The 22,748-nt window shown below is 70.5% G+C and carries 17 protein-coding genes and 1 pseudogene; 9 read left to right on the top strand and 9 right to left on the bottom strand.

The annotated features are described in order from the left end of the window. Positions 1-84: 84 nt before the first annotated feature. From ACFFIA_RS31840 to ACFFIA_RS31830, 3 genes and pseudogenes are all read right to left on the bottom strand, one after another. On the bottom strand, positions 85-2,505 hold the full coding sequence (locus ACFFIA_RS31840) for a penicillin-binding protein (protein ID WP_377257957.1): 2,421 nt from the start codon (positions 2,503-2,505) through the stop codon (positions 85-87). A gap of 417 nt (positions 2,506-2,922) precedes the next feature. Beyond that, a pseudogene (locus tag ACFFIA_RS31835) lies at positions 2,923-4,026 on the bottom strand (3-deoxy-7-phosphoheptulonate synthase); the annotation flags it as partial. Positions 4,027-4,327: 301 nt separating this feature from the next. Continuing rightward, entirely contained in the window at positions 4,328-5,854 is a 1,527-nt protein-coding gene (locus ACFFIA_RS31830; protein WP_377257954.1) for a metallophosphoesterase family protein, read from the bottom strand. Positions 5,855-5,941: 87 nt separating this feature from the next. On the opposite strand from ACFFIA_RS31830, the gene ACFFIA_RS31825 reads away from it, so the two are divergent. The 7 genes from ACFFIA_RS31825 (at position 5,942) to ACFFIA_RS31795 (ending at position 14,985) form a co-directional block, all read left to right on the top strand. Beyond that, on the top strand, positions 5,942-7,228 hold the full coding sequence (locus ACFFIA_RS31825; RefSeq protein ID WP_377257951.1) for a M16 family metallopeptidase: 1,287 nt from the start codon (positions 5,942-5,944) through the stop codon (positions 7,226-7,228). 34 nt (positions 7,229-7,262) lie between these two features. Then, complete coding sequence (locus ACFFIA_RS31820) at positions 7,263-8,597, top strand: M16 family metallopeptidase (RefSeq protein WP_377258171.1); 1,335 nt, start codon at positions 7,263-7,265, stop codon at positions 8,595-8,597. Between the two features lie 76 nt (positions 8,598-8,673). Continuing rightward, positions 8,674-9,594 carry an ABC transporter ATP-binding protein gene (locus ACFFIA_RS31815; RefSeq protein WP_377257948.1) on the top strand — a complete coding sequence of 307 codons (921 nt, stop codon included), beginning with the start codon at positions 8,674-8,676 and terminating at the stop codon, positions 9,592-9,594. Then, positions 9,594-11,225 (top strand): ABC transporter permease, encoded by a 1,632-nt coding sequence (locus tag ACFFIA_RS31810; protein ID WP_377257945.1) that lies wholly within the window; start codon positions 9,594-9,596, stop codon positions 11,223-11,225. Before ACFFIA_RS31815 ends, ACFFIA_RS31810 begins: the two co-directional genes overlap by 1 nt. Positions 11,226-11,279: 54 nt before the next feature. Then, positions 11,280-11,765 (top strand): GbsR/MarR family transcriptional regulator, encoded by a 486-nt coding sequence (locus ACFFIA_RS31805; protein WP_377257942.1) that lies wholly within the window; start codon positions 11,280-11,282, stop codon positions 11,763-11,765. An 18-nt stretch (positions 11,766-11,783) separates the two neighbouring features. Continuing rightward, on the top strand, positions 11,784-13,442 hold the full coding sequence (locus ACFFIA_RS31800; protein ID WP_377257939.1) for an NAD(P)/FAD-dependent oxidoreductase: 1,659 nt from the start codon (positions 11,784-11,786) through the stop codon (positions 13,440-13,442). 121 nt (positions 13,443-13,563) lie between these two features. Then, positions 13,564-14,985 (top strand): ATP-binding protein, encoded by a 1,422-nt coding sequence (locus tag ACFFIA_RS31795; protein WP_377257936.1) that lies wholly within the window; start codon positions 13,564-13,566, stop codon positions 14,983-14,985. A 530-nt stretch (positions 14,986-15,515) separates the two neighbouring features. On the opposite strand, the gene ACFFIA_RS31790 is transcribed toward ACFFIA_RS31795, so the two are convergent. The 4 genes from ACFFIA_RS31790 to ACFFIA_RS31775 form a co-directional block, all read right to left on the bottom strand. Beyond that, complete coding sequence (locus ACFFIA_RS31790) at positions 15,516-16,535, bottom strand: LacI family DNA-binding transcriptional regulator (RefSeq protein ID WP_377257933.1); 1,020 nt, start codon at positions 16,533-16,535, stop codon at positions 15,516-15,518. Next, on the bottom strand, positions 16,532-17,305 hold the full coding sequence (locus ACFFIA_RS31785; protein ID WP_377258167.1) for a carbohydrate ABC transporter permease: 774 nt from the start codon (positions 17,303-17,305) through the stop codon (positions 16,532-16,534). Before ACFFIA_RS31785 ends, ACFFIA_RS31790 begins: the two co-directional genes overlap by 4 nt. A gap of 56 nt (positions 17,306-17,361) precedes the next feature. After that, positions 17,362-18,339 (bottom strand): carbohydrate ABC transporter permease, encoded by a 978-nt coding sequence (locus ACFFIA_RS31780; RefSeq protein WP_377257930.1) that lies wholly within the window; start codon positions 18,337-18,339, stop codon positions 17,362-17,364. Between the two features lie 64 nt (positions 18,340-18,403). Next, complete coding sequence (locus tag ACFFIA_RS31775) at positions 18,404-19,717, bottom strand: ABC transporter substrate-binding protein (protein WP_377257927.1); 1,314 nt, start codon at positions 19,715-19,717, stop codon at positions 18,404-18,406. Between the two features lie 178 nt (positions 19,718-19,895). Between ACFFIA_RS31775 and ACFFIA_RS31770 the strand changes: the two genes are divergently transcribed. Continuing rightward, positions 19,896-20,420 carry a GntR family transcriptional regulator gene (locus tag ACFFIA_RS31770; RefSeq protein WP_377257924.1) on the top strand — a complete coding sequence of 175 codons (525 nt, stop codon included), beginning with the start codon at positions 19,896-19,898 and terminating at the stop codon, positions 20,418-20,420. A 133-nt stretch (positions 20,421-20,553) separates the two neighbouring features. On the opposite strand, the gene ACFFIA_RS31765 is transcribed toward ACFFIA_RS31770, so the two are convergent. Then, positions 20,554-20,895 (bottom strand): hypothetical protein, encoded by a 342-nt coding sequence (locus ACFFIA_RS31765; RefSeq protein WP_377257921.1) that lies wholly within the window; start codon positions 20,893-20,895, stop codon positions 20,554-20,556. 108 nt (positions 20,896-21,003) lie between these two features. Then, a complete protein-coding gene (locus tag ACFFIA_RS31760) occupies positions 21,004-21,672 on the bottom strand; it encodes a hypothetical protein (protein WP_377257918.1) in 669 nt (222 codons plus the stop codon). Positions 21,673-21,761: 89 nt separating this feature from the next. Between ACFFIA_RS31760 and ACFFIA_RS31755 the strand changes: the two genes are divergently transcribed. After that, positions 21,762-22,652, top strand: coding sequence for a 1-aminocyclopropane-1-carboxylate deaminase/D-cysteine desulfhydrase (locus tag ACFFIA_RS31755; protein ID WP_377257915.1), 891 nt, complete (start codon positions 21,762-21,764; stop codon positions 22,650-22,652). Positions 22,653-22,748: the final 96 nt, after the last annotated feature.

Genomic DNA, 22,748 nt, shown 5'->3' with positions numbered 1-22,748 from the left:
CCGAGAGGCGACCTGCACACCGACGCCTAGCGCCGCCCGGTGGTTCACCCCACCGGGCGGCGCTTTTTCGTGCCGGGCCCCCCGCTACCCGGCGGGAGGCGACGCAGGCGGGGAGCTGGCGACCCCGTTGCTGGTCCGCAGCACGACCAGGCCGCCCTCGATCGTGCGGCCGGCCGGCTCGGTGCCGGCGACCGAGCCCGCCGGGCAGGTCGACCCGACCGGCTCGGAGCTGACCTCCACGCGGAATCCCTGACCCTCCAAGGTGGCCCTCGCCGCCTCGACCGACTGGCAGGTGACGTCGGGGATGGAGCGCTGCTGGCCGTACGCGTACTTCTCACTCGGCCGCGGGAAGTCCTGCTGCGGCTGCCCCCGCATGATGTCGCCGAGCGTGTCGTACACCGCGGGCGTGACGATGCTGTGGCTCATGCTCGCGCTGGTCTCCGGCCAGTCCGGGTCGGCCATGATGCCAGCGACCGACATCGTGCGAGTGGTGATCGCCAGCGACGCGGTGCGCCGGCTGTCGGTCGTACCGGTCTTGCCGGCGATGGGGTGACCGACCGCCGAGCGCGCCGCCCCCGCGGTCGAACCGTGGCACTCACCGAAGGCGGACTGGTCGCCCACCGGGCACCGGGCGGCGTCGATCGCGGCCCGCGCCACCTCGGGGTCGATCGCCTGGTCGCACCGGGGGTTGGCGACCTCCAGCGCCTTGCCGTCGATGTCCTTGATCTCCTGTACCGGGATCGGCTCGCAGTGCTTGCCGTCCGCGGCCAGCGTGGCGTACGAGTTGGCGAGGTCGAGCGGGGTCGTGCCGGAGACGCCGAGCGTGAACGCGCCCCACCTGTCGGCCGTTTCCTTGTCGTTCGCCCTCCGGGCGTCGGCCGCGTTGGGGAAGCGGATGCCGAGCTTCTTCGCCGCCGCCACGGTGTTCGCCGCGCCGGCCAACTCCTCCAGCGGGACGAAGTAGGTGTTGACCGACTTGCCGAAGGCGGTCCACGCGTTGTGCATACCGGCGAGGCTGGGGCTGCTGTTGCTGGGGCACCACTGGTCGCTGCCGGGGCAGGCGGACTTGCCGGAGGCGCCCCGGTACTTGGACGGGTACCGCTGCGGCGAATTGATGTGGTAGTCGAGCGGGTACCCCATCTCCAGCGCGGCCACCAGCGTGAAGATCTTGAAGGTCGAGCCCGCCTGGTAGCCGCTACCGCCGGTCAGCAGCGGGTTGGTGGTGTTGGGGTACGTGCCCCGCTGGCCCTGGCGGTCGGGGTTGGACGAGGGCTTGTTCTGCGGGTTGGCAGGGTTGTCGAGCTTGAAGGTGCGGTTGGTGGCGAGCGCGCGTACCCGCCCCGTGCCCGGCTCGACCGCGGCGACCATGAGCGCGTGCTTGTGCCCGGTCTCCAGCCGTGCCTCGACGTTGTCCCGGGCGGCCTTCTGCGCCTTCGGGTCGAGCGTGGTCACGACCCGGTAGCCACCGCTGTGCAGCCGCCGCTCGCGGTCGTACTGGGTCGCGCCGAACGCCTCCTGCTCCAGCCACCAGCGGCGGAAGTAGTCGCAGAAGAAGCCCCAGTCGTTGGGCTTGGTGACCGTGCAGCCGTTGGCCGGGCGCGTGCCCCGTACGGTCAGCTTCTCCTTCTTGGCCGCTTCCGCCTCGGCCGGCGTGATCGCCTTGATCTCCACCATCTGGCCGATCACCCAGTTGCGGCGGTCGAGCGCGCGTTCCTTGCCCTTGGCGTCGAGGGGGTCGGTGTAGGTGGGCGACTTCACCATCCCGGCGATCAGCGCCGCCTCGGCGATGGTCAGGTCCTTCGGCTTCTTGCCGAAGTAGAACTGGCTCGCCGCGTACACCCCGTAGGTGTTGTGACCGAACGGCGCGAGGTTGAGGTAGCGGGTCAGGATCTCGTCCTTGGTGAACTGCTTCTCCGCCTGCTGGGCGAGGCGCATCTCCCGGACCTTGCGGGCCGTGGTGTCCTCGCCGGCCCGGACCGCGGCCTCGTACGTTGGCGCGGTGTAGACGGTGGACATCCGGACGAACTGCATGGTCAGCGTCGAGGCGCCCTGCTGCGCCCCGCCCGCGGTGTTGTTGAGCAGTGCGCGGACGCTGCCCTTCACGTCGACGCCCTTGTGCGTGTAGAAGTTGTGGTCCTCGGCGGCGACCATCGCCTGGCGCATCGGCAGGGAGATGTCCTCGAACGCGACGTCCTGACGGTTTTCGTCGAAGAAGCGCGAGATGAGCGTCTTGCCGTCGGCGGCGAACACCTCGGTGGCCTGCGGCGCGCGTGTGGTGGTGAGCTCGGCCGGCAGCGCCTCGAACGACTCGGCGCCGGCCTTCGCGGCCAGCCCGGAGGCGGCCAGCGCCGGAAACATCGCCGCCGCCACGACCAGACCGGCGAGGAGGCCGCACAGCACGAGCGTGGCGAGATTGAGGAGCGGCGAGTGGCGGCGCCGGCCGGCGCCACGGCCCACGGTGAAGCGCAGCAGGGGTTCGGTCACCTCTGCAAGACGTACAAACATGGGGTGGAGGTTGCAGGCGGGACGAATCTTCACAGCACTTTCACGAGCCGTCCCGGCAATCGTGGCAATTCACCTTTTTCGGGTGAGCTCCGGTCATACGCTCCTCTCATGATCGGAACGATTCTCTGGGCCATCATCGGTGGCGCCATCGTCGGCACGCTGGGCCGCCTGCTGCTGCCCGGCAAGCAGAACATCTCCGTGTGGGTCACGATCGGCGTCGGCATTGCGGCGGCGCTGCTCGGTGGCGTGATCGCCGACTGGCTCGGCGTCGGCGACACCAGGGGCATCGACTGGATCCGGCACGCGATCCAGATCGCGCTCGCCGTCCTCTTCGTCTGGATCGCGGCCCGCTTCATGGGGTCGAGTGAGCGGCGTAACCCGGCCTGATCCGGCACCCCGCGCGTGGCTCGCCGCGCGCGGGGTGCGCTGGGGCATCCGGCTCAGCGCCGGGCGCTGGGCGAGCCCTTCCAGGACCTGGACCGTGGTGTCCCAGCCCATGCAGGCGTCGGTGATCGACTGGCCGTACGCGAGCGGGCGAGTGGGGTCGAGGTCCTGCCGCCCCGGTACGAGGAACGACTCGAGCATGACCCCGGCGATGCCGCGCTGGCCGGCGGCGAGCTGGGCGGCCACGTCTTCGGCCACCACCGGCTGGCGGTTGTGGTCCTTGCCGCTGTTGTCGTGGCTCGCGTCGACGATCAGCCGCTCGGGCAGGCCGGCCGCGCGCAGCAGGGCGAGCGCGCCGGCCACGTCCTCGGCGCCGTAGTTGGGCCCGCCCCGGCCGCCGCGCAGCACCAGGTGGCAGTCGGTGTTGCCGCGCGTGTGCAGGATCGCCGGCGTGCCGGACATGTCGATACCGGGGAACACGTGCGGAACGCCCGCGGCCCGGATCGCGTCGACGGCGGTGGAGATCGCCCCGTCCGGGCGGTTCTTCATGCCGATCGGCATCGAGAGGCCGGAGGCGAGCTGGCGGTGCACCTGGCTCTCCACCGTGCGCGCGCCGATCGCGCCCCAGGCGACCGTGTCGGCGATGTACTGCGGGGTGATCGGGTCGAGGAACTCGCAGCCCACCGGAAGCCCTTTGCGCAGCACCTGGAGCAGCAGCGAGCGGGCGGTCCGCAGGCCGGTGTTGACGTCGCCCGAGCCGTCCAGGCCGGGGTCGTTGATGAGCCCTTTCCAGCCGACCGTCGAGCGCGGCTTCTCGAAGTAGACCCGCATCACGATGAGCAGGTCGTCGGCGAGGCGGGCGGCCGTCTTGGCGAGGCGGTCGGCGTACTCGAGCGCGGCCACGGGGTCGTGCACCGAACACGGGCCGACGACGACCATCAGGCGGTCGTCCTCCCGGTCCAGCACGCGGGCGACGGCGCGCCGCCCCTCGACCACCGCGGCCGAGAGATCGTCGTCCAGGGGCAGCTCATGGTGGAGCAGCGCGGGGGAGACCAGCGGCACGACCTTGTCGATCCGCTGGTCGCTGACCCGCTGCACACTCGGGAGAGTCACGTGAGGTTTCCTTCCGCCAGCCACCCCGGGGCCGGCGTCCCGGGGCCGAAGCCGGCTCTGCGTCGTTGTTACACGCGAAAGGGCAGGAGTGCTCTCCTGCCCTTTGCCGGCTCTGGCGGTGGTGACCTAGGTCATGTGCTCATGCCTCAGTCGCCGGCGCCAGGGCCGGCCAACTAAAGCACGCATACCATCGGGTCACGCTCAGCATCATATCCCATAGCCGGATCCTCAACGCAGCGTCGTGCCCGACCCACGAGGTGCGCGGCCCGTTCCACTGACCCGTCGCGGCCTTGTGGCGTCGCCGCGGCGACGCCACAAGGCGAGGTCACGCGAGCGGGAACTCGTCGAAGAGCACGGCGGGCGACTCCGGCTGGCGCGTGTCGTGGCGGTACGAGCGCACGACGCCCGCAGCCGAGTCGAGCAGCGAGAAGACGGTGATCTCGTTGCTCGCCACGAACGGCAGCGGCACGCCGTCGGCGCGGACCAGCGGGGCGATGGTGGGCACGATCGGCTGGAGGCCGCCCGGGTCGCCCTGGAGCACATACCCCGGCGGATACCAGCGGGACATGCCCGACGTTACGTCGTACGCGCCGTAGGTGTTGCCCACGTTGGACGTCTCCAGCCAGTGCACGCCAGCGGCGTTCCGGAAGCGGTTCCAGACATGCGAGTGTCCATTGAGGACGAGGTGGACGCCGGCCGCGGAGACCAGCGGCTCCACGTCGCGCAGGATGTGGTCGTCGGCGAGCGGGTACTCGTACCGGATCGACTTGGGGCCGACCACCTGGATCGGGTCGGTGTACGGCGGCACCGAGTGGCTGCCCAGCCCGTGGCTGGGGTGGTGGAACATCACCACGCGGTACCGGGCCGCCCGCGCGGCCGCCGACGCGAGCTCGGCCTCCAGGAACGCGAACTGCGCCGAGCCCCGCTTGATCGGCTCGAAGATGAACTGGCCGTACCCCCAGCGGTCGGGGTTGTCGACGTCTTCCAGCGCCTCCTGGAACTTGCCCCGCCCCTCCGGATGCGGCGAGCGCCACACCTGCGTGGCGAAGAGGCAGATCACGTGCACGTCGCCAATCGTCCGGGACCACCACTTCTGGCCGCCCGACTCGCTGCGCGGGTACGGGAACATCTCCTCGTACGTGGTGATGTCCCAGGCGTCCGGCTGCGGGTCGTTGAACTGCGCGTCCAGCGTGGCGGTGTCGGACCAGCGCCCCATCACCTCGTGGTTGCCGATCGAGGGGTAGATCGGCGAGTGCGGCAGGATCCGGGCGAACGTGCGGAAGAACGGCGGCTCGGCGACGCTGTCGAACCACTCGCTGGCCCGGTCCGGCGCGTTGACCATGTCGCCGGCCATGAGTACCCCGTCGAAGGTCACGCCCGCCGTCTCGGCCACCTTCGCCAGGTTGGCCGGCACCATCGGCTTGAGCTGGTGGTCGCTGGTGAGCAGCAGGCGTACCGGCCGGTGCGGCGGCGGCGCGGGGGCCAGCGTGTACGCGGCGGTCACGGTGCCGTCCGACACGACCCGGTACGGCGTGCGCCCGGCGGCCAGCCCGGTGACGGTGGCGAGGTGCCGGTGCACCGGGCGGCGCGTGACGATCGGATACGCCCGGCCCGGTACCGCCGACTCCTGGTCCTCCCGAGTGCGGGAGAGCGCGACGGTGTCGGCGGTGAAGCGGCGCCAGCCGTCGCCCTCGCCGGCCGGGCCGGTGGCGGCGGCGCGCGCCTCGGCCTCGGTCAGCGCCGCCACCGCCGGGCCGACGAGCACCGCGTGCTGGGAGCCGGGCGCCTCGGTGTGCCAGACGACGTGCACGCTGCCGGCGGTGGGATCGAGCAGGTACGGCTCACACAGCATGTCCCGTAGTATGCTTCCCGGCTGCCGTGGCGTGCGGAGTCGGGATCCGCGCGTGCGTTGCGCAACAGATCCGCTACCGTCGAGCGCATGTCGCCGACCGGCTACCCGTGGCCCATCGAAACCGCCCGCCTCGACAACGGCCTGCGCGTCGTGGTCAGCGAAGATCGCACCGCGCCCGTCGTCGCCGTCAATATCTGGTACGACGTGGGGTCGCGGCACGAGCCGGACGGGCAGACCGGGTTCGCCCACCTCTTCGAGCACCTGATGTTCGAGGGCTCGGCGCACGTGGCGAAGACCGAGCACATGCGACTGATCCAGGGCTCCGGCGGCTCGCTCAACGCGACCACCAACCCCGACCGCACCAACTACTTCGAGACCGTTCCGGCCGAGCACCTGGAGCTCGCGCTGTGGCTGGAGGCGGACCGGATGGGCGGGCTGGTGCCGGCGCTGACCCAGGAGACGCTCGACAACCAGCGCGAGGTGGTGAAGAACGAGCGGCGCCAGCGGTACGACAACGTGCCGTACGGCGACGCCTGGCTGCGCCTGCTGCCGCTGCTCTACCCGCCGGGGCATCCGTACCACCACGCCACGATCGGCTCGATGGACGACCTCAACGCGGCCGACCTGGCCACGTTCGCGGCATTCCACTCGACGTACTACGCGCCCAACAACGCGGTGCTCTCGATCGTCGGCGACGTGGTGCCGGCCGACGCGTTCGCGCTCGCCGAGAAGTACTTCGGCGGCCTCGTGCCCCGCATGGACATCCCGCCCGCGCCGGACGGATCCAAGCCCGAGGCGCCCGCCGGGCCGGTGCGGGAGGACGTGGTCGGCGAGGTGCCCGCGCCGCGGATCTACGTGGCGCACCGCACGCATCCGTTCGGGTCGCGGGGGTACGACGCGGTGACCGTGCTCGCCACGATCCTCGGCAACGGCCGGGGCAGCCGCCTGTACCAGCGCCTCGCCGACGGGCGGCGGCTGGCCCAGCCGGACTACGTGTCGGCGTACGGCGTCGACCTCGCGCACGCGCCCGCCCCGCTGATCGTCACCGCGACCGCCCGCGACGGCGTGGCGGTCGGCGATCTGGAGACCGGGCTGGTGGAGGTGGTCGACGAGACGGCCGGCGGGGTCGGCCAGGAGGAGCTCGACCGCGCCAAGGCGTTGCTCTCCACCGCGTGGTGGCGCCAGGTGTCCACTGTGGCTGGTCGGGCGGACGTGCTGAGCCGCTACACCACGCAGTTCGGCGATCCGGCGCGCGCCGGGGAGCGGCTCCCCTCGTGGCAGTCGGTCACGCTCGACGAGGTGGCCGAGGTCGCCGCCGAGCTGCGTCCGGACAACCGGGTCACCCTTACCTACCTGACCGAGGAGCCTTCATGAGCGAGCGAGCGAAGCAGGTGGCACAGTGAGCGAGCTGAGTCTGGTCGCCGACCGTCCGGGACCGGGCGCGGCCCGCCCGTACCGCTTTCCGGCGGTCGTCCGCCACGACGGCGTGGTCGCGGCCCACCTGCCCGGCCAGGCGCTCGCCGTGGCGATCCTGCTGCTCGACGCCGGGGCCGGACGCGAGTCGTCCGGCCGCGAAGGGCTCGCCACCGTCGTCGCCAAGGCGCTCGAGGAGGGTACGACCAAGCGGGACTCGGCCGCGTACGCGCTCGCGCTGGAGAGCCTGGGCGCGGAGCTGTTCACCTCGGTCGACTGGGACGCGTTCCGGGTCGGCGTGCAGGCGCCGGTCGACCGGCTCCCCGACGCCGTGGCGCTGCTCGCCGAGGCGGCCCGGACGCCGCGCCTCGACCCGGCCGACGTGGCCCGGGTCCGCGACGACGAGGCGACCGCCCTCCGGATGGACTGGGCCGACCCCGGCCCCCGCGCCGAGGCGGCCCTCCGCGCCGACCTCTTCGGCCGCGACCTGCGGCACGGGCGCCCCCTGCACGGCGACCCGGACTCGGTCGCCGCGGTGACGGCGGACGACGTGGTCGACTACCACCGCACCTGGTTTGGCCAGCCGGGCACGCTGCTGGTCGCCGGCGACCTGACGAGCGTCGATCTCGACGCGCTCGGCGCGGTGGCTTTCGCCGGCGCCGGCGCACCTGTTCCCGGACCCGGGGGCCCGCTGCCGTTCGAGCCGCGTACCGGCCGGCGGGTCGTGCTCGTCGACCGGCCCGGCTCGGTGCAGTCGACGCTGCGGCTGGGACACGTCGCGCCCCACCGTGCCCACCCCGACTACGTGTCGATGACGCTCGCGGCGACGGTGCTGGGCGGCGCGTTCACCTCCCGGCTCAACCACCTGATCCGCGAGGTGCGCGGCTACACGTACGGCATCCGTGGCGAGTTCGGCCAGTCCAGGCGCTTCGGGCGGCTGCTGGTCAGCGCGGGCGTACAGACCGCCGTGACCGTGCCGGCCCTGGTCGACACCGTGGGGGAGATCTCGCGTATGGCCGCCGAGGGCGTCACCGAGCCGGAGCTGGCGGTCGCCCGCTCCTGGCGCGCCGGGCAGCTCTCGGTCGAGCTCCAGACGCCGGGCGCGATCGCCGGTGCCCTGGCCACGCTGGTCGTGCACGGCCTCCCCGACGACTACCACGCCAAGCTCCGCGGCGAGCTGCTGGCGGCCGACGTGGCCCAGGTGTCCGAGGCCACCGCCAGGCACCTGCATCCGGCGGGCCTGACGCTCGTGGTCGAGGGCGACGCCGCCGTGATCCGCGACGAGCTGGTCGCCTCAGGGCTGGGCGAGGTGGTCGACGCCCAGCTCTGAGACCGCGCATTTCTTGACGCTTTTCATACGCTTCTGGCGTTTCACAAATTTGTGAAACGGGCGTAGCTTCAGCGGTATGACAACTGCGATCTCGGTCTCTGGCTTGGTGAAGACCTTCGGCCAGACCCGCGCGCTGGACGGGCTCGACCTGTCCGTCGACACCGGTGAGGTGCACGGCTTTCTGGGTCCGAACGGCGCCGGAAAGTCCACGACCATCCGAGTGCTGCTCGGCCTGCTCCGCGCCGACGCTGGCGACGTGAGCCTCCTCGGCGGCCATCCCTGGCGGGACGCGGTGGAGTTGCACCGGCGCCTCGCGTACGTGCCGGGCGACGTGAACCTCTGGCCGAACCTGACCGGTGGGGAGGCGATCGACCTCTTCGGCGCGCTGCGGGGCGGGCTGGACAAGCACCGCCGCGCCGACCTGATCGAGCGGTTTCAGCTCGACCCGAGCAAGAAGGCCCGCACGTACTCCAAGGGCAACAGGCAGAAGGTGGCGGTGGTTGCCGCGTTCGCCTCGGACGTTGAGCTGTACATCCTGGACGAGCCGACCTCGGGCCTCGACCCGCTGATGGAGGCGGCCTTCCAGGACTGCGTACGGGAGGTCAAGCGGGAGGGGCGCACCGTCCTCCTCTCCAGCCACATCTTCTCCGAGGTGGAGGCGCTCTGCGACCGGGTCAGCATCATCCGGCAGGGGAAGACGGTGGAGTCCGGCACGCTGGCCGAGCTGCGCCACCTGACCCGCACGTCGATCTCGGTCGAGACCACTCATCCGATCACCGGCCTCGAGGAGCAGTCCGGTGTGCACGACGCCGAGGTCGAGGGGGCCCGCGCGAAGTTCGATGTGGACAGTCACGAGCTGGACCACGTGCTGCGCTACCTGACCCGCTTCGAGGTGCGGATGCTCACCAGCGCCCCGCCGTCGCTGGAGGAGCTGTTCATGCGTCACTACGGCGACGAGCTCCGAGAGAACGGCGTGAAGGCGGAGGCGACGGTGTGATGAGTGCCTTCACCGGGACCGCTCGACTGGTGCGGCTGGCGGTCCGGCGCGACCGGATCCAGCTTCCGCTCTGGATCGTCGGCGCGGCGCTGTTCGTGCCGATCGTCGTGGCGTCGGTGCGGGACCGGTTCCCGACCGAGGCGGACCGGATCGAGATCCTGCGGAGCGCGGCCGCCAGCCCCGCCCTGCTCCTGCTCCGCACGGCGCCGACCGGCCCGAGCGAGGGCTCGATGATCATGTTCTCGATCCTCACCTACGTCGCGGTGCTCGCCGGCCTCATGAGCACGCTCGCGGTGGTGCGGCACACGCGGCAGAACGAGGAGACCGGCCGCGCCGAGATGGTCGGCGCGACGGTCGTCGGCCGGCACGCCGGGCTGACCGCGGCGCTCGTCGTCGTCGCCGGCGCCAACGCCGTGCTCGGTGCCCTGATCGCCCTCGCGCTGCTCGGCTACGGTCTGCCGGTCGCGGGGTCGATCGGCACCGGTGCCGGCATCGCCGCCGCGGGCCTGGTCTTCGCCGGTGTCGCGGCGATCGCGGCCCAGATCGCCCAGTCGTCCCGCGCCGCCAACGGCATCGCCGCCGCCGTGGTCGGCGTCGCCTATCTGGTACGGGGCCTCGGCGACGCGCTCGGCGAGGTGCGGCCAGACGGGTACACAGTGGTCAGTGCCTGGCCGACCTGGCTCTCACCGATCGGCTGGGTCACCGAGATGCGCCAGTACGCCGGCGACCGCTGGTGGGTCCTGGTGCTGCCGCTGGCGTTCTTCGCGGTGACCGTGGCGGCGGCGTTCGCTCTGACCGTACGCCGGGACGTCGGCATGGGCCTGATCCCCGACCGGCGCGGTGCGGCCAAGGCGGCGCCGGCTCTGCTCAGCCCGCTGGGACTGGCCTGGCGGCTCCAGCGCGGCACGCTTCTGGGCTGGTGCGTCGCCGTCGTCGCGCTCGGCGCCGCGGTGGGGTCGCTGAGCCAGACGGTGCGCGAGGCGCTCGGCGAGAACCAGGGCACGGCCGACACGGTCACCAAGCTGGCCGGAGGCGGCGACGGCGACCTGCTGGCCGCGTTCTTCGCCGCGATGATGGCGATCTTCGGGGCGATGGCGGCCGCGTACGTGGTGCAGGCCCTGATGCGCCCGCGCGCCGAGGAGGCGGGCGGCCCCGCCGAGGCGGTGCTCGCCACCGGCACCGGCCGGCTGCGCTGGCTGGCCAGTCACGTGGCGGTGGCGGTGGGCGGTGCGGCCCTGCTGCTGGTGGCCGCTGGCGTCGCGACCGGCCTGGTGGCCGGGCTCACCGATGGCGACCTGGGCGGCCAGGTGGCGGAGATGACCGGCGCGTCGCTCGTCCAGCTGCCGGCGGCGATGATCCTGGCCGGGTTCGCGGTGGCCGCGTTCGGGCTGCTGCCCCGCCTGGCAGTCGGGCTGGCGTGGACGGCGTTCGCGGTCAGCCTGATCGTCGGCCAGCTCGGCGAGCTGCTGGGCCTGCCGCAGGCGGTACGGGACATCTCGCCCTTCACGCACACTCCGGCACTGCCGGCGGCGAGCGCGACGGCGGTCCCGCTGATCGCCCTCACCGCGGTCGCGTTGGCACTCGGGGCCGCTGGCCTGGCACTCTTCCGGCGGCGGGATCTAGCAATCTGAACAACCGTGGCGGCGCCCCTGGGCGCCGCCACGGCGATACGAAGGTGGTGAGCCTTGGCACAGGAGCGAGACGAGCAGGTGGTCAGCCGGTTCGTGGAGCACTTCGCGATGACCATGAACGATCTGGGCTTCCCCCGGATGCCGGCACGGGTCCTCGGCGCGCTCACGGTTGCCGACGAGCCCGGGCTCACCGCCGGGGAGATCGGCGAGCGGCTCGGTGTCAGCCCCGCCGCGATCTCCGGCGCGGTGCGCTACCTGGTGCAGGTCGGGCTGGTGGCCCGCGAGCCGGTGCCGGGCTCCCGCAGTGACCGCTACCGCCTCCCCAACCAGGCGTGGTACCTGGCGAGCCAGCAGAAGGGCGGCACCTACAAGCGGATCGCGGAGGTGGTGCAGGAGGGGGTCGACGCGGTCGGCGACGACGCCTCGCCGTCCGGGCAGCGCCTCGTCGAGATGCGGGACTTCTTCCTGTTCATGCAGGATGCGGTAGGTGAGCTGCTGGCCAAATGGGACGAGGCTCGGCAGGAGCGGGGCCCGGCCTAGCCATGCTTTGATTGGGCAATGGCCAACCCAGCGATCGTGACGGTCGACGACGACCCGGCCGTGTCCCGGGCCGTCGCGCGCGATGTGCGGCGCCGCTACGGTCAGGACTACCGCGTGGTGCGGGCCAGTTCCGGGGCCGAGGCGCTCGACGCGCTCAAGGAGATAAAGCTGCGCGGCGAGCAGGTGGCGGTGCTGCTCGCCGACTACCGGATGCCGCACATGAACGGCATCCAGTTCCTCGAAGCCGCCATGGACATCTTCCCGCTCGCCCGGCGCGTGCTGCTGACGGCGTACGCCGACACGGAGGCGGCGATCGACGCGATCAACCTCGTCGACGTCGACCACTACCTGCTCAAGCCCTGGCATCCGCCGGAGGAGAAGCTCTACCCGGTGCTCGACTCGCTGCTGGAGGCGTGGCAGGCCACGCCCGCCTCGCCGGAGGCCGAAACGCGCGTGGTGGGGCACCGGTGGTCGGCCGAGTCGTTCGAGATCCGTGACTTCCTCGCCCGCAACATGGTGCCCTACCGGTGGTACATGACCGACGATCCGGAGGGGCAGCGGCTGCTGACCGCCTCGGGGGCGGCCGAGTCCGACGTACCGCTGGTCGTCACGCCGGATGGCAAAACGCTGGTGCGGCCGTCGGAGGCCGAGGTGGCCGCGCACGTCGGCCTGACCACCACCCCCACGGCCGACTTCTACGACCTGGCCGTGGTCGGCGCCGGTCCGGGCGGGCTCGGCGCCGCCGTGTACGGCGCGTCGGAGGGGCTGCGCACGATCCTCATCGAGCGGCGGGCGACCGGCGGGCAGGCGGGGCAGAGCAGTCGGATCGAAAACTACCTGGGCTTCCCGGACGGCGTCTCCGGTGCGCAGCTGACCGACCGGGCCCGCCGCCAGGCACAGCGCTTCGGCGCCGAGCTGCTCACCGCGCAGGATGTCACCTGCCTCGACGTGAAGGGCTCGGCGCGGTTGCTCACCTGCGCCAACGGGCCGCAGATCATGGCCCACACGGTGATCCTCGCGACCGGCGTCTCCTACCGCACGCTCGACGTACCGGGCCTGGCCGAGCTGACCGGGCGCGGCGTCTTCTACGGCAGCGCGGCCACCGAGGCACCGGCGTGCTCGGGATCCGACGTGTACATCGTCGGCGGGGCAAACTCGGCCGGCCAGGCGGCGGTCTACTTCTCCCGGTTCGCGTCCCGCGTGCACCTGGTCGTGCGCGGCGAGAGCCTGGCGCAGTCGATGTCGGCGTACCTGATCGATCAGATCGAGGAGATCCCGCGGATCCAGGTGCACACCGGCACCGAGGTGGTCGCCGGGCACGGCACCGACCACCTGGAGGGGCTGACGCTGCGCGACCGGAACACGGGGCAGACGCGCGACGTCGACGCTTCCTGGCTCTTCGTCTTCATCGGAGCCGAGCCGCACACGGGATGGTTGGACGGGCTGGTGGAGCGGGACGCGCAGGGCTTCGTGGTGACCGGCCCCGACCTGGTGGCCGGCGGGCGGCGGCCCAAGGGCTGGCGGCTCGACCGCGACCCGTACCACCTGGAGACGAGCGTCGCCGGCGTCTTCGCCGCCGGTGACGTGCGGGCCAGCTCGGTTAAGCGGGTCGCGTCCGCGGTGGGCGAGGGCGCGATGGCGGTCACGCTCGTCCACAGGTACCTGGAGGCACAGTGAGCGAGCGAGTTGGCGCGGCGGCGTCTGGACTGAGTGGTCCCGCCGACGGAGTCGGGGTTTCGGGGCTGCGAGGGAAGACGTCGCCTTTGGCGCCGCACGAGCGAGCGAACCAGGAGACACAGTGAGCGAGATCTCGAAGGACCAGTTGCGGCGGCTCTTTCTCTTCGAGTCGCTCGACGACGAAAAGCTGCAGTGGGTCGTCGACCACAGCTCGGTGGTCGAGTACGAGGCGACCAGCCGCATTTACTCCGAGGGCGAGCCCGCCACCTGCTTCGTCGTGCTGCTGGAAGGTGTCGTCGCGCTGACCCGGACGGTGCACGGGCAGGAGATCGAGGTCACGCGCACCGACAAGCTCGGCGTGTACGGCGGCGCGAGCCAGGCGTTTCTGGGCGACCAGGTCGACCAGAAGTACCCCAACTCCATGCTCGCCATCACGCCGGTGAAGGTCATGGAGCTGCCGGCCGAGAAGTTCGGCCCGATCCTGCGCCGCTGGTTCCCGATGGCCATGCACCTCATGGAGGGGATGTTCTGGGGCCAGAAGCGGATGCAGTCGGCGGTCAGCGAGCGGGAGCGGCTGATCGCGCTCGGCTCGCTGTCGGCGGGCCTGACGCACGAGCTCAACAACCCCGCCTCCGCAGCCGTGCGGGCCACCGCGACCCTGCGCGACAAGGTCGCCGGCATGCGGCACAAGCTCGCGATGATCGCCGAGGGCAAGATCAACGTCAAGCAGCTCCACCGCCTCGTCGAGCTTCAGGAGATCGCGGTGAAGCGGGCCGCCAACCCGCCGATGCTGACCCCGCTGGAGACCACCGAGGCCGAGGACGCGGTCGTCGAGTGGCTGGAAGACCGCGGGCTCTCGCCCGGCTTCGAGTACGACCACGCCGCTACCCTGGTCGCCGGCGACGCCAACGTGGCCTGGCTGGAGCTGGTCGCCGAGGCGGTCGACGAGAGCGACCTTCAGTCGGCGGTGAGCTGGCTGGTGTACACGATCGAGACCGAGCTGCTCATGGGCGAGATCGACGAGTCGGTCGGCCGGATCTCCTCGCTGGTCGGTGCCGCCAAGCAGTACTCCCAGCTGGACCGCGCGCCGCACCAGGTGGCCGACCTGCACAAGCTGCTCGACTCCACGCTGGTCATGATGACGGCGAAGATCTCGCCGGACGTGACGGTCGTGAAGGAGTACGACCCGACGCTGCCCGAGATCCCCTGCTACCCGGCCGAGCTCAACCAGGTGTGGACCAACCTCATCGACAACGCGCTCGGTGCGATGGGCGAGCGGGGCACACTCACGGTCCGCACCGCGCTCGACGGCGAAAACGTCACGGTGACCATCGGCGACACCGGCACGGGCATCGCCCCGGAGATCCGACCGCGCATCTTCGAGCCGTTCTTCACGACGAAGCCGGTGGGCGAGGGCACGGGGCTGGGGCTCGACATCTCGTACCGGATCGTGGTCGACAAGCACCACGGCGACATCCGCGTGACGTCCGAGCCGGGGAAGACCGAGTTTGCCGTGCTGCTTCCCATCGACGAACAGCCGTAGAAGGGCTGAACAACCAGGATATTCGGGCTACCGCGATGTCCGCCGCGCTCCAGGCCGCTGCTCCCGCGGCCTCACCGTCCGCGTCCGCAAGCCCGCGTTCCCGCGCCCCGTGACCGACCTGGTGTCGCGTGGTGGCGAAGCGGTCGGGCTGGGGTCGCCAGTGCGCCCAGCCCAGCCCAGGGCAGGCGCCGGATGCACGGTTCGCGCGGATGCCGGGTCCGGAGGGGTTGCCGCGCCGGACCCGGGTTGTGCGTGGGCGATGTCGGGGACATAGCCCATTCAAACCGGCCGCAAGAGGCTATGTCCCCGACATACCCCATCTAGGGGCGACCAGGGCGCGTGTGTCGGGGATTTTGCTGCCTCGTCCGTATCGGGCGTGCCGTCGGTGCGGGTGAGGGGGCGCGGAGACGACGCTGTGGGATCGCGTTCGATTGTGAACCGCGGCGGGTGAGGCTGCGGGAGCACCGGTCTCGACCTCGACGGACGTCGCGGTAGCTCAGATCTCTTTCGCAGGTCTGGGCGACCGCGGCTCAGGCGCTGTCCCGCACCACCAAATGGGTCGGGAGGATGAGGGCCTCCTCGACCGGCTTGCCCTCGGCCAGCTTGAGGAGCAGGCGGACCATCTCGCGGCCGATGTCGATGATCGGCTGGCGGATCGTGGTGAGCGGCGGGTCGGTGTAGCGGGCGAACTCCGCGTCGTCGAAGCCGATCACCGCCACGTCGTCCGGTACACGGCGGCCCGCCTCGCGGAGGGTGCGCAGCGCGCCGTCGGCCATCAGGTCGGAGGCGACGAAGACCGCGTCCAGCGCCGGGTCGTCGTCGAGGAGCTGGCGCATCGCGATCGCGCCGGACTCGCGGGTGAAGTCGCCGACGGCCACGATCGAGCGGTGCCGTGAGCCCCGCAGCGCCTGCCGGTATCCGGCCAGCCGCTCGATGCCGGCGACCATGTCCTGCGGCCCGGCGATAGTGGCGATCCGCTGCCGCCCGGCGTCGAGCAGGTGCTGGATGGCGCTGGCCACGCCGGTCACGTGGTCTATGTCCACATAGGGCACCGCGGCGGCCGCGCCGGCCGCGAGCGGTCGGCCGCTGCACACCGCCGGCATGCCGATCCGGGCGAGCGTGCCGGGGAGCGGGTCCATGCCGTGCATGGAGGCGAACATGACCCCGTCGACGTGCCGGCCCATCGCGTACCGCTCGATCCGGTCGTGGCTGGCCGCCGAGCCGGCCATCATCAGGACCAGTTGGCGGTCGGCCGCCTCCAGTTCCTGGCTCACGCCGCGCACTATCCCAGGGAAGAGCGGGTCGTCGGAGAAGACGCGCGTGGCGGTCTCCGGCAGGACCAGCGCGATCGAGTCGGTCCGCTGAGTGACCAGCGTGCGGGCGGCGAGGTTGGGCACGTACCCCAGCTCCCGGACGGCCCGGCGGACGGCCTCCTGGATCGGTGGGGCGACGGTGGTGGAGCCGTTGACCACGCGGGAGACGGTGGCGCGCGAAACCCCCGCCCGGCGCGCCACCTCCTCCAGCGTCGGACGGTCCCGTGCGGATGTCACGCCTTGACCGCGCCTTCCATGATCCCCCCGATGATCTGGCGACCGAAGATGACGAAGACGATGAGCAGCGGCAGCGTGGCGATGGCCGTACCGGTGAAGACCTGCGACATGTCCTGGTAGTAGCCGGTGGAGAGCGCGCGCAGCGAGAGCTGCACGGTCGGGTTCTCCGGGTCGTTGAGCACCGCGTACGGCCACAGGAAGTCGTTCCACGTGGTCATGAACGTGAGCAGCCCGAGCACCGCCGCCGCCGGGCGCAGCGCGGGCGCCACCACGCTCCGGAAGATGCGGAACGTGCCGCAGCCGTCCACGCGGGCCGCCTCGATCAGTTCGGTGGCGACGGCCTGGCTGGCGTACTGCCGCATCATGAAGACCCCGAAGCCGGTGACCAGGCCGGGCACGATGACCGCTTGCAGGCGATCGTTCCAGCCGAGGTCGGTCATCAGCATGTACAGCGGGATCACGCCGAGCTGCGTGGGCACCATCATCGTCGCGATGATCACGAGCAGCAGCGCGTTGGAGCCGCGGAAGCGCAGCTTGGCGAAGGCGAACCCGGCCAGCGACGAGAAGAAGACCACCGAGATCGTCACCGAGCCGGCCACGATGGCTGAGTTGACCATGCCGGTGACGAAGCGGGCGTCGGCGTTGGCGAAGAGCCGGTCGAGGTTGCCCGGCAGGTTGCCGCCCGGGATGACGGGCGGTGGCACCTGCCCCATCGCGTCGCTGGAGCGCGTCGCCACCACGAACATCCAGTAGATCGGGAAAACCGACATCAGCCCGGCGAGCGCGAGCGCCACGTACGTGAGTCGCGTGCCCTTCCACAGTCCGGTCACGACGACCGCGCCGCCCTTCGGATGATGAGTACGTTGATGATGGCCACGACGACGATGAGCGCGAACAGCATCCAGGCGACCGCCGCGCCGTACCCGAAGTTGTAGTTGGGGGCGAAGGCGTTCTCGAACATGTACATCGTCATGGTCTGTGACTCGCGCAGTGGCCCGCCGCGGATCGGGTTGGTGCCCGAGTTGAAGAGCAGCGGCTCGGTGAAGAGCTGGAGCCCGCCGATCGTGGAGATGATGACGCAGAAGATGATCGTCGGCCGGAGCAGCGGCACGGTGATCGACCAAAACTGCCGCGCCGCCCTGGCCCCGTCGATCGCTGCCGACTCGTACAGGTCACGCGGGATCGCCTGCATCGCGGCCAGGAAGATGAGCGCGTTGTAACCGGTCCAGCGCCAGTCGACCATGGTGGAGATGGCGATCCACGAACCGAGCTTGCTCGCGTTCCAGTCGATCGGGCCGATGCCGACCAGTCCCAGGCCCCAGTTGATGAGCCCGAAGTCGCGGCTGAAGAGCTGGCCGAAGACGATCGCCACCGCCGCCGTCGAGGTGATGTTGGGGATCAGCACGCCCATCCGGAAGAACGTGCGGGCGCGCAACTGCCGGTTGAGCAGGTTGGCCAGCCAGAGCGCGAGCAGCAACTGCGGCACCGTGGAGAGGACAAAGATGCCGAGCGTGTTGTAGACCGAGTTCCAGAAGTCGCTGTCGCTCATCAGCGCGCTGTAGTTGGCCAGCCCCACGAAGGGGTGGTCCTGGGCGAGCAGGTCCCACTCGTGCAGCGAGACCCAGAGCGTGTACGCCAGCGGATACACCCCGAACACCGCGAAGAGCAGGAAGAACGGCGCGATGTACAGGTACGGCGAGTACTTCACGTCGAGGCGGCTCAGCCGTACCCGGCGGGGCGTCCCGGGACGCCGGTGGGTGACCGGCGTCCCGGGCTCGGTGCGGATGTCGAGGCTGGTGGCCACTACTGAGCCTGTCCTTCGTCGCGACTGCGGGGCTCGGTCGCTGGCGCTCCCTCACTCCTCGCGCTCATTTGCCAGCGGCCTTCTTCGCGTTGTTCACGGCGTCGGTCCACCCGTCTGTGGGACTGCGTTGACCGAGTTCCACCGTGCGCACCGCGTTCTCCACCTCCGTCCGCACGGCCTGGTTCTTCGGTCCCATGTAGACCGGCTTGAGGCTCTTCGCGCCGGCTCCGAAGATCTGTCCGGTGGGCGCGTTGTTGAAGTAGGTGCTCGTCGCCGCGGTGATCGCCGGGTCGTCAAGCGCCTGCGGCGAGGAGGGCAGTGTGCCCTTCGCCTTGAACGCGCCGATCTGGCCCTCCGGGCTGGTCAGGAACTTGGCCAGCTCGATCGCCTCGGCCTGGTGCTCGCTCTGCTTCGGTACGGCGAGGAACGACCCGCCCCAGTTGCCGCCGCTGCCGGGCACGGTGGCGATGTCCCACTTGCCGGCCGCGTCCGCGCCAGCGTTGCCCTCGATGACGCCGGTCATCCACGCGGGGCAGGCGATCGTGGCGAACTTGGACTGCTTGAACGCGGCTACCCAGTCGTCCGACCATGCCTGGTACTTGCCGGACAGGCCCGAGTCGATGATGTCCATCGTGGTGTCCCAGGCCTGCTTGACCACGGGGTTGCTCTCCACCACGAGGTTGTCGCTGGTGTCGTAGTAGTGGTAGCCGCTGCCGGTGCCGGCGTACTGGAGCACGATCGTGTTGAACGTGTTGGTGGCGGCGTCGAGGAAGGCGGCGCCGGTGTTCTTGGCCTTGAACTGCTCGCCGACCCGCACGTAGTCCTGCCACGTGGGCCAGAGCTTGGAGACCTCGTCCCGCTCGGTGGGGAGGCCGGCCTTCTCGAAGAGGTCCTTGCGGTAGCACATCGCCATGCCACCGACGTCGGTGCCGAGGCCGACCAGGTGCTTGCCGTCAGCCGTGAGCCCCTGGTTCCACTTCCACTCCATGAAGTTGCCCTTGAGCTCGCCCGCGCCGTGGTCGAGCAGGTTGACGAAGTTGCCGGGGTTGGCCTTGTACTCGACGAGCAGGCCCTCCTCGATCGCCACCACGTCGCCGGCGCCCTTGCCCGCGGCGAGCCACTGGGTCAGCTTCGGCGAGTACTCGTCGAGGTTGCTGCCGGTGCCCCGCTCGACGATCTTGATGTTGGGGTGGCTCGCCTCGTACTGCTTGTAGAGCTCTTCGTATCCGAACTGCCCGAAGACGTCGACCGTCAGTGTGATCTGTCCGTCTCCGCTACCGCTGTCTCCGTCATCGCCGCCGCAGGCGGCCAGCAAGGTCGCCGTCGAGACGGCGACTGCCACGGCCGCGAACCTGCGACCGCGGGAAGTGACGCGCATAGGGGTGCCCCTCTCCTGCCGCTGTGCCGCGCTCCCTGAGAGCGCTCTCACAGGAGGAGGTTCGTGGTTGGTGTCCCGGCTTGTCAAGAGAGCGCTCTCAAGATGTTACGTAACGTCGCTCAGCCCAACTGTGAGAGCGCTCCCACGCTCGGATGGCGTGCGGGTTAGGCTGCGGGCGATGGACATCCACGTGAGCCTCACCGGGCGCCGCGACCTGGCCGCCGGCATCTACCGGCAGCTGCTCGACGCGATCCTGGACGGGCGCCTGCGCTCGGGGGAGCGGTTGCCGCCGAGCCGTGACCTCGCGCAGCGCCTCGAGGTCTCGCGCAACACGGTCGCCGTGGCGTACGAGCGGCTGACCGCCGAGGGGTTCCTGGTCAGTAGGGTCGGCGCTGGCACGTACGTCTCGACCGAGCAGGTCGGCCGGCTCCGCTCCCGCACGGCCCCGACCGGCTCGGCCGTACGCCCTTGGCCGCTGTGGCGCTCGCTGGCGGTGCTCGCGACCGGAGAGTCCACCGTGGAGTACGACTTCGCGGTCGGCGTCCCGGACGCGGAGGGCATCGACGTCGCCGCGATCCCGGCCGCGGCCCATCTGGTGTACGTGACGCCGTCGCACCAGTTTCCGACGGGAACCCCGCTCTCGCTCGTCCGCCGGGCCGCCCTGGTGGGCTGGGCCGAGCGGCGCGGCGCGGTGCGGTGGTGATCGAAGACGACTACGACAGCGAGTTTCGCTTCGAGGACCGGCCGCTGGAGCCGTTGCAGAGCCTCGACCGCAGCGGGCGCGTGGTCTACGATCCCCACCGAGCGGATCGGGGAGGGGCTGCGCCGCCTGCGGGCTACCCTTGCCAGCCGCGCACAGCCTCCCGGAGCCGGTCGACCGCCGCGCTGAGGTCGTCGTCGGACGCGGCGCGGCTGGCCAACTCGTCGAGGTATGCCTCCAGCACCAGCTTGTGTGGCTCCTCGGAGCAGAGTTCGGCCTTGATCACGTCGATCTGGTCGGCCACGCTCCGCGGGTCGGTGAGGTGGCCGCGCCGCTCCTCGAAGGTCTGGTTGAGGGTGAACATCGCGGCGCCCACCGCTTCGCGAGGGGTCGCCGGGTCGCGCCGCAGGCGGTTTGCCAGCACGTCGAGCAGCAGGCCGCCGGCGAGGAACACGAGCTCGAACTTCTCCTTGGCCACTCGCGACCTCCCATATAGAGGACTGTCAACACAAAGGGTCGGGCTGTGGACACGTCCTGTCAAGGCCGAGTCGCGGAGATCGCGCGGCCATCCGACCGGCCGGCGGCTTCATGATCGCGACTTCACGATCATATTCAGGAATGCCATGACCTGAAGGCCGGCGGAAAGGGCGAAGGAGACCCAGACCGGCGCCGAGTGGAAACCGTTGTCCTCGAAAAGCTCCGTGTAGGCGTGGACGAGAAATACCACCGGTAGTGCCATGATGATCGCGCCCTCGAAGTTGGAGCCCAGCATGATGAGGGAGCGGCCCCGCCCGATGAACGACTTTGGTATCTGGCCTATGGTCGGGTTCATGTTGGGCCACAGCAGGACGTCCAGGTCGGACTTCCAGAATCCTGGCAACGCCTGACGCGTAAGCTCCAGGTAGATGTCCTGGAAGATGTCGTACTCCCTTTCCAAGAGGGCTATCCGCAGCAGCAGGTAGCTTGCCAGGACGGGGAGGATGGGCAGGAGAAACCCAAGCTCCGACAGCTTGAAGTTGGTTATCGACGCCTCGCTGATGAGCCCTCGGTTGAGTAGCTCGAAGGCGAATACGATGAGCACCACGCCGAGGGCGGCCCGCTTTGCCTGACTACAGATCTCCTTGGCGTAGTCGACGAAACGCCACACGCATTCGCGTACAAAGTCGGGGTCATCTTGCTGGTCCAGCAATTGCCGGATCTTTGCCGCGATAGAGGGATCGAGCTTGGCGGAAGCGCCTTGTGGCCCGCTCGTCATGTCTGCCGATCGTAGCGACCGCGTACGTCGCCGCCATCCGCCAAAACGTTTGCCCGCGCCGCCGCCACGGACGGGATACGGTCGTGCGTGTGCTGGCCGAGCCCGCCCCGGTGCGCGACTTCGCCGCCGCCGTGCCGTCGCCCCTTGTGGAGCTCTCCGACGAGCGGCTGGCCGCGCGTGACGTACGCGTGTGGCTCAAGCGCGACGACCTGATCCACCCCGAGATGCCGGGAAACAAGTGGCGGAAGCTGAAATACAACCTCTCCACCGCGCGGGCCCACGGCCACGACACCTTGCTGACCTTCGGCGGGGCGTACTCCAACCACATCGGAGCCGTCGCCGCGGCCGGTCACTACTTCGGATTCTCGACGATCGGCGTGATCCGCGGGGAGGAGCACCTTCCGCTCAATCCCACTCTCGACCACGCGACCGGGCGCGGCATGCGCCTTGTCTACCTCGACCGCACCACCTACCGCGAGAAGCGCTCGCCGGCGGTGGTGGAGGGGCTGCGGGCGGCGTTCGGCGATTTCTACCTTCTGCCCGAGGGCGGGAGCAACGCCTTCGCGCTCCGCGGCTGCGCGGAGCTGCCGGCCGAGATCGAAATCGACTACGACCTGATCTGCTGTGCCTGCGGAACGGGCGGCACGCTGGCCGGCATCGCCGCCGGGCTGACCGGCGAGCGGCGGGCGCTCGGCTTCGCCGTCCTCAAGGGCGGCGGCTTCCTGGCCGACGAGGTGCGCCGGCTGCAAGCCGACTACCGGCGGGCGACACGCAACTGGTCCGTCGAGACCGAGTTCCACTTTGGAGGCTTTGCCAAGGGTGGCGCGGAGCTGTCCGCGTTCATCGCCGACTTCCGCGAGCGCCACGGGGTCGCCCTCGACCGCGTCTACGTCGGCAAGATGATGTACGGCCTCTACACGCTGATCGGCCGGGGCGCGTTTCCATCGGCGAGCCGCATCGTCGCGGTCGTGACCGGCTGACCGGGTTCGGTCACTCGACGCGAGCGAAGCTCACCTACGGGCAGCGTGATCATGTGCCCAGGCCAGGGCCGGGCCCTGACTCGGGGACATTTTGGG

This window comes from Phytohabitans kaempferiae (genome assembly GCF_042433955.1).
In the GTDB taxonomy this organism is placed as follows: domain Bacteria; phylum Actinomycetota; class Actinomycetes; order Mycobacteriales; family Micromonosporaceae; genus Phytohabitans; species Phytohabitans kaempferiae.
This window is presented reverse-complemented; position numbering and strand designations above follow the sequence as displayed.

Bases quoted from the DNA above. Each gene is read 5' to 3' on its own strand.
- ACFFIA_RS31825 (WP_377257951.1), top strand. From the start codon at position 5,942: ATGTCGCCGACCGGCTACCCGTGGCCCATCGAAACCGCCCGCCTCGAC.
- ACFFIA_RS31785 (WP_377258167.1), bottom strand. From the start codon at position 17,305: ATGTCGGTTTTCCCGATCTACTGGATGTTCGTGGTGGCGACGCGCTCC.
- ACFFIA_RS31815 (WP_377257948.1), top strand. From the start codon at position 8,674: ATGACAACTGCGATCTCGGTCTCTGGCTTGGTGAAGACCTTCGGCCAG.
- ACFFIA_RS31800 (WP_377257939.1), top strand. From the start codon at position 11,784: ATGGCCAACCCAGCGATCGTGACGGTCGACGACGACCCGGCCGTGTCC.
- ACFFIA_RS31775 (WP_377257927.1), bottom strand. From the start codon at position 19,717: ATGCGCGTCACTTCCCGCGGTCGCAGGTTCGCGGCCGTGGCAGTCGCC.
- ACFFIA_RS31840 (WP_377257957.1), bottom strand. From the start codon at position 2,505: ATGTTTGTACGTCTTGCAGAGGTGACCGAACCCCTGCTGCGCTTCACC.
- ACFFIA_RS31830 (WP_377257954.1), bottom strand. From the start codon at position 5,854: ATGCTGTGTGAGCCGTACCTGCTCGATCCCACCGCCGGCAGCGTGCAC.
- ACFFIA_RS31810 (WP_377257945.1), top strand. From the start codon at position 9,594: ATGAGTGCCTTCACCGGGACCGCTCGACTGGTGCGGCTGGCGGTCCGG.
- ACFFIA_RS31760 (WP_377257918.1), bottom strand. From the start codon at position 21,672: ATGACGAGCGGGCCACAAGGCGCTTCCGCCAAGCTCGATCCCTCTATC.
- ACFFIA_RS31770 (WP_377257924.1), top strand. From the start codon at position 19,896: ATGGACATCCACGTGAGCCTCACCGGGCGCCGCGACCTGGCCGCCGGC.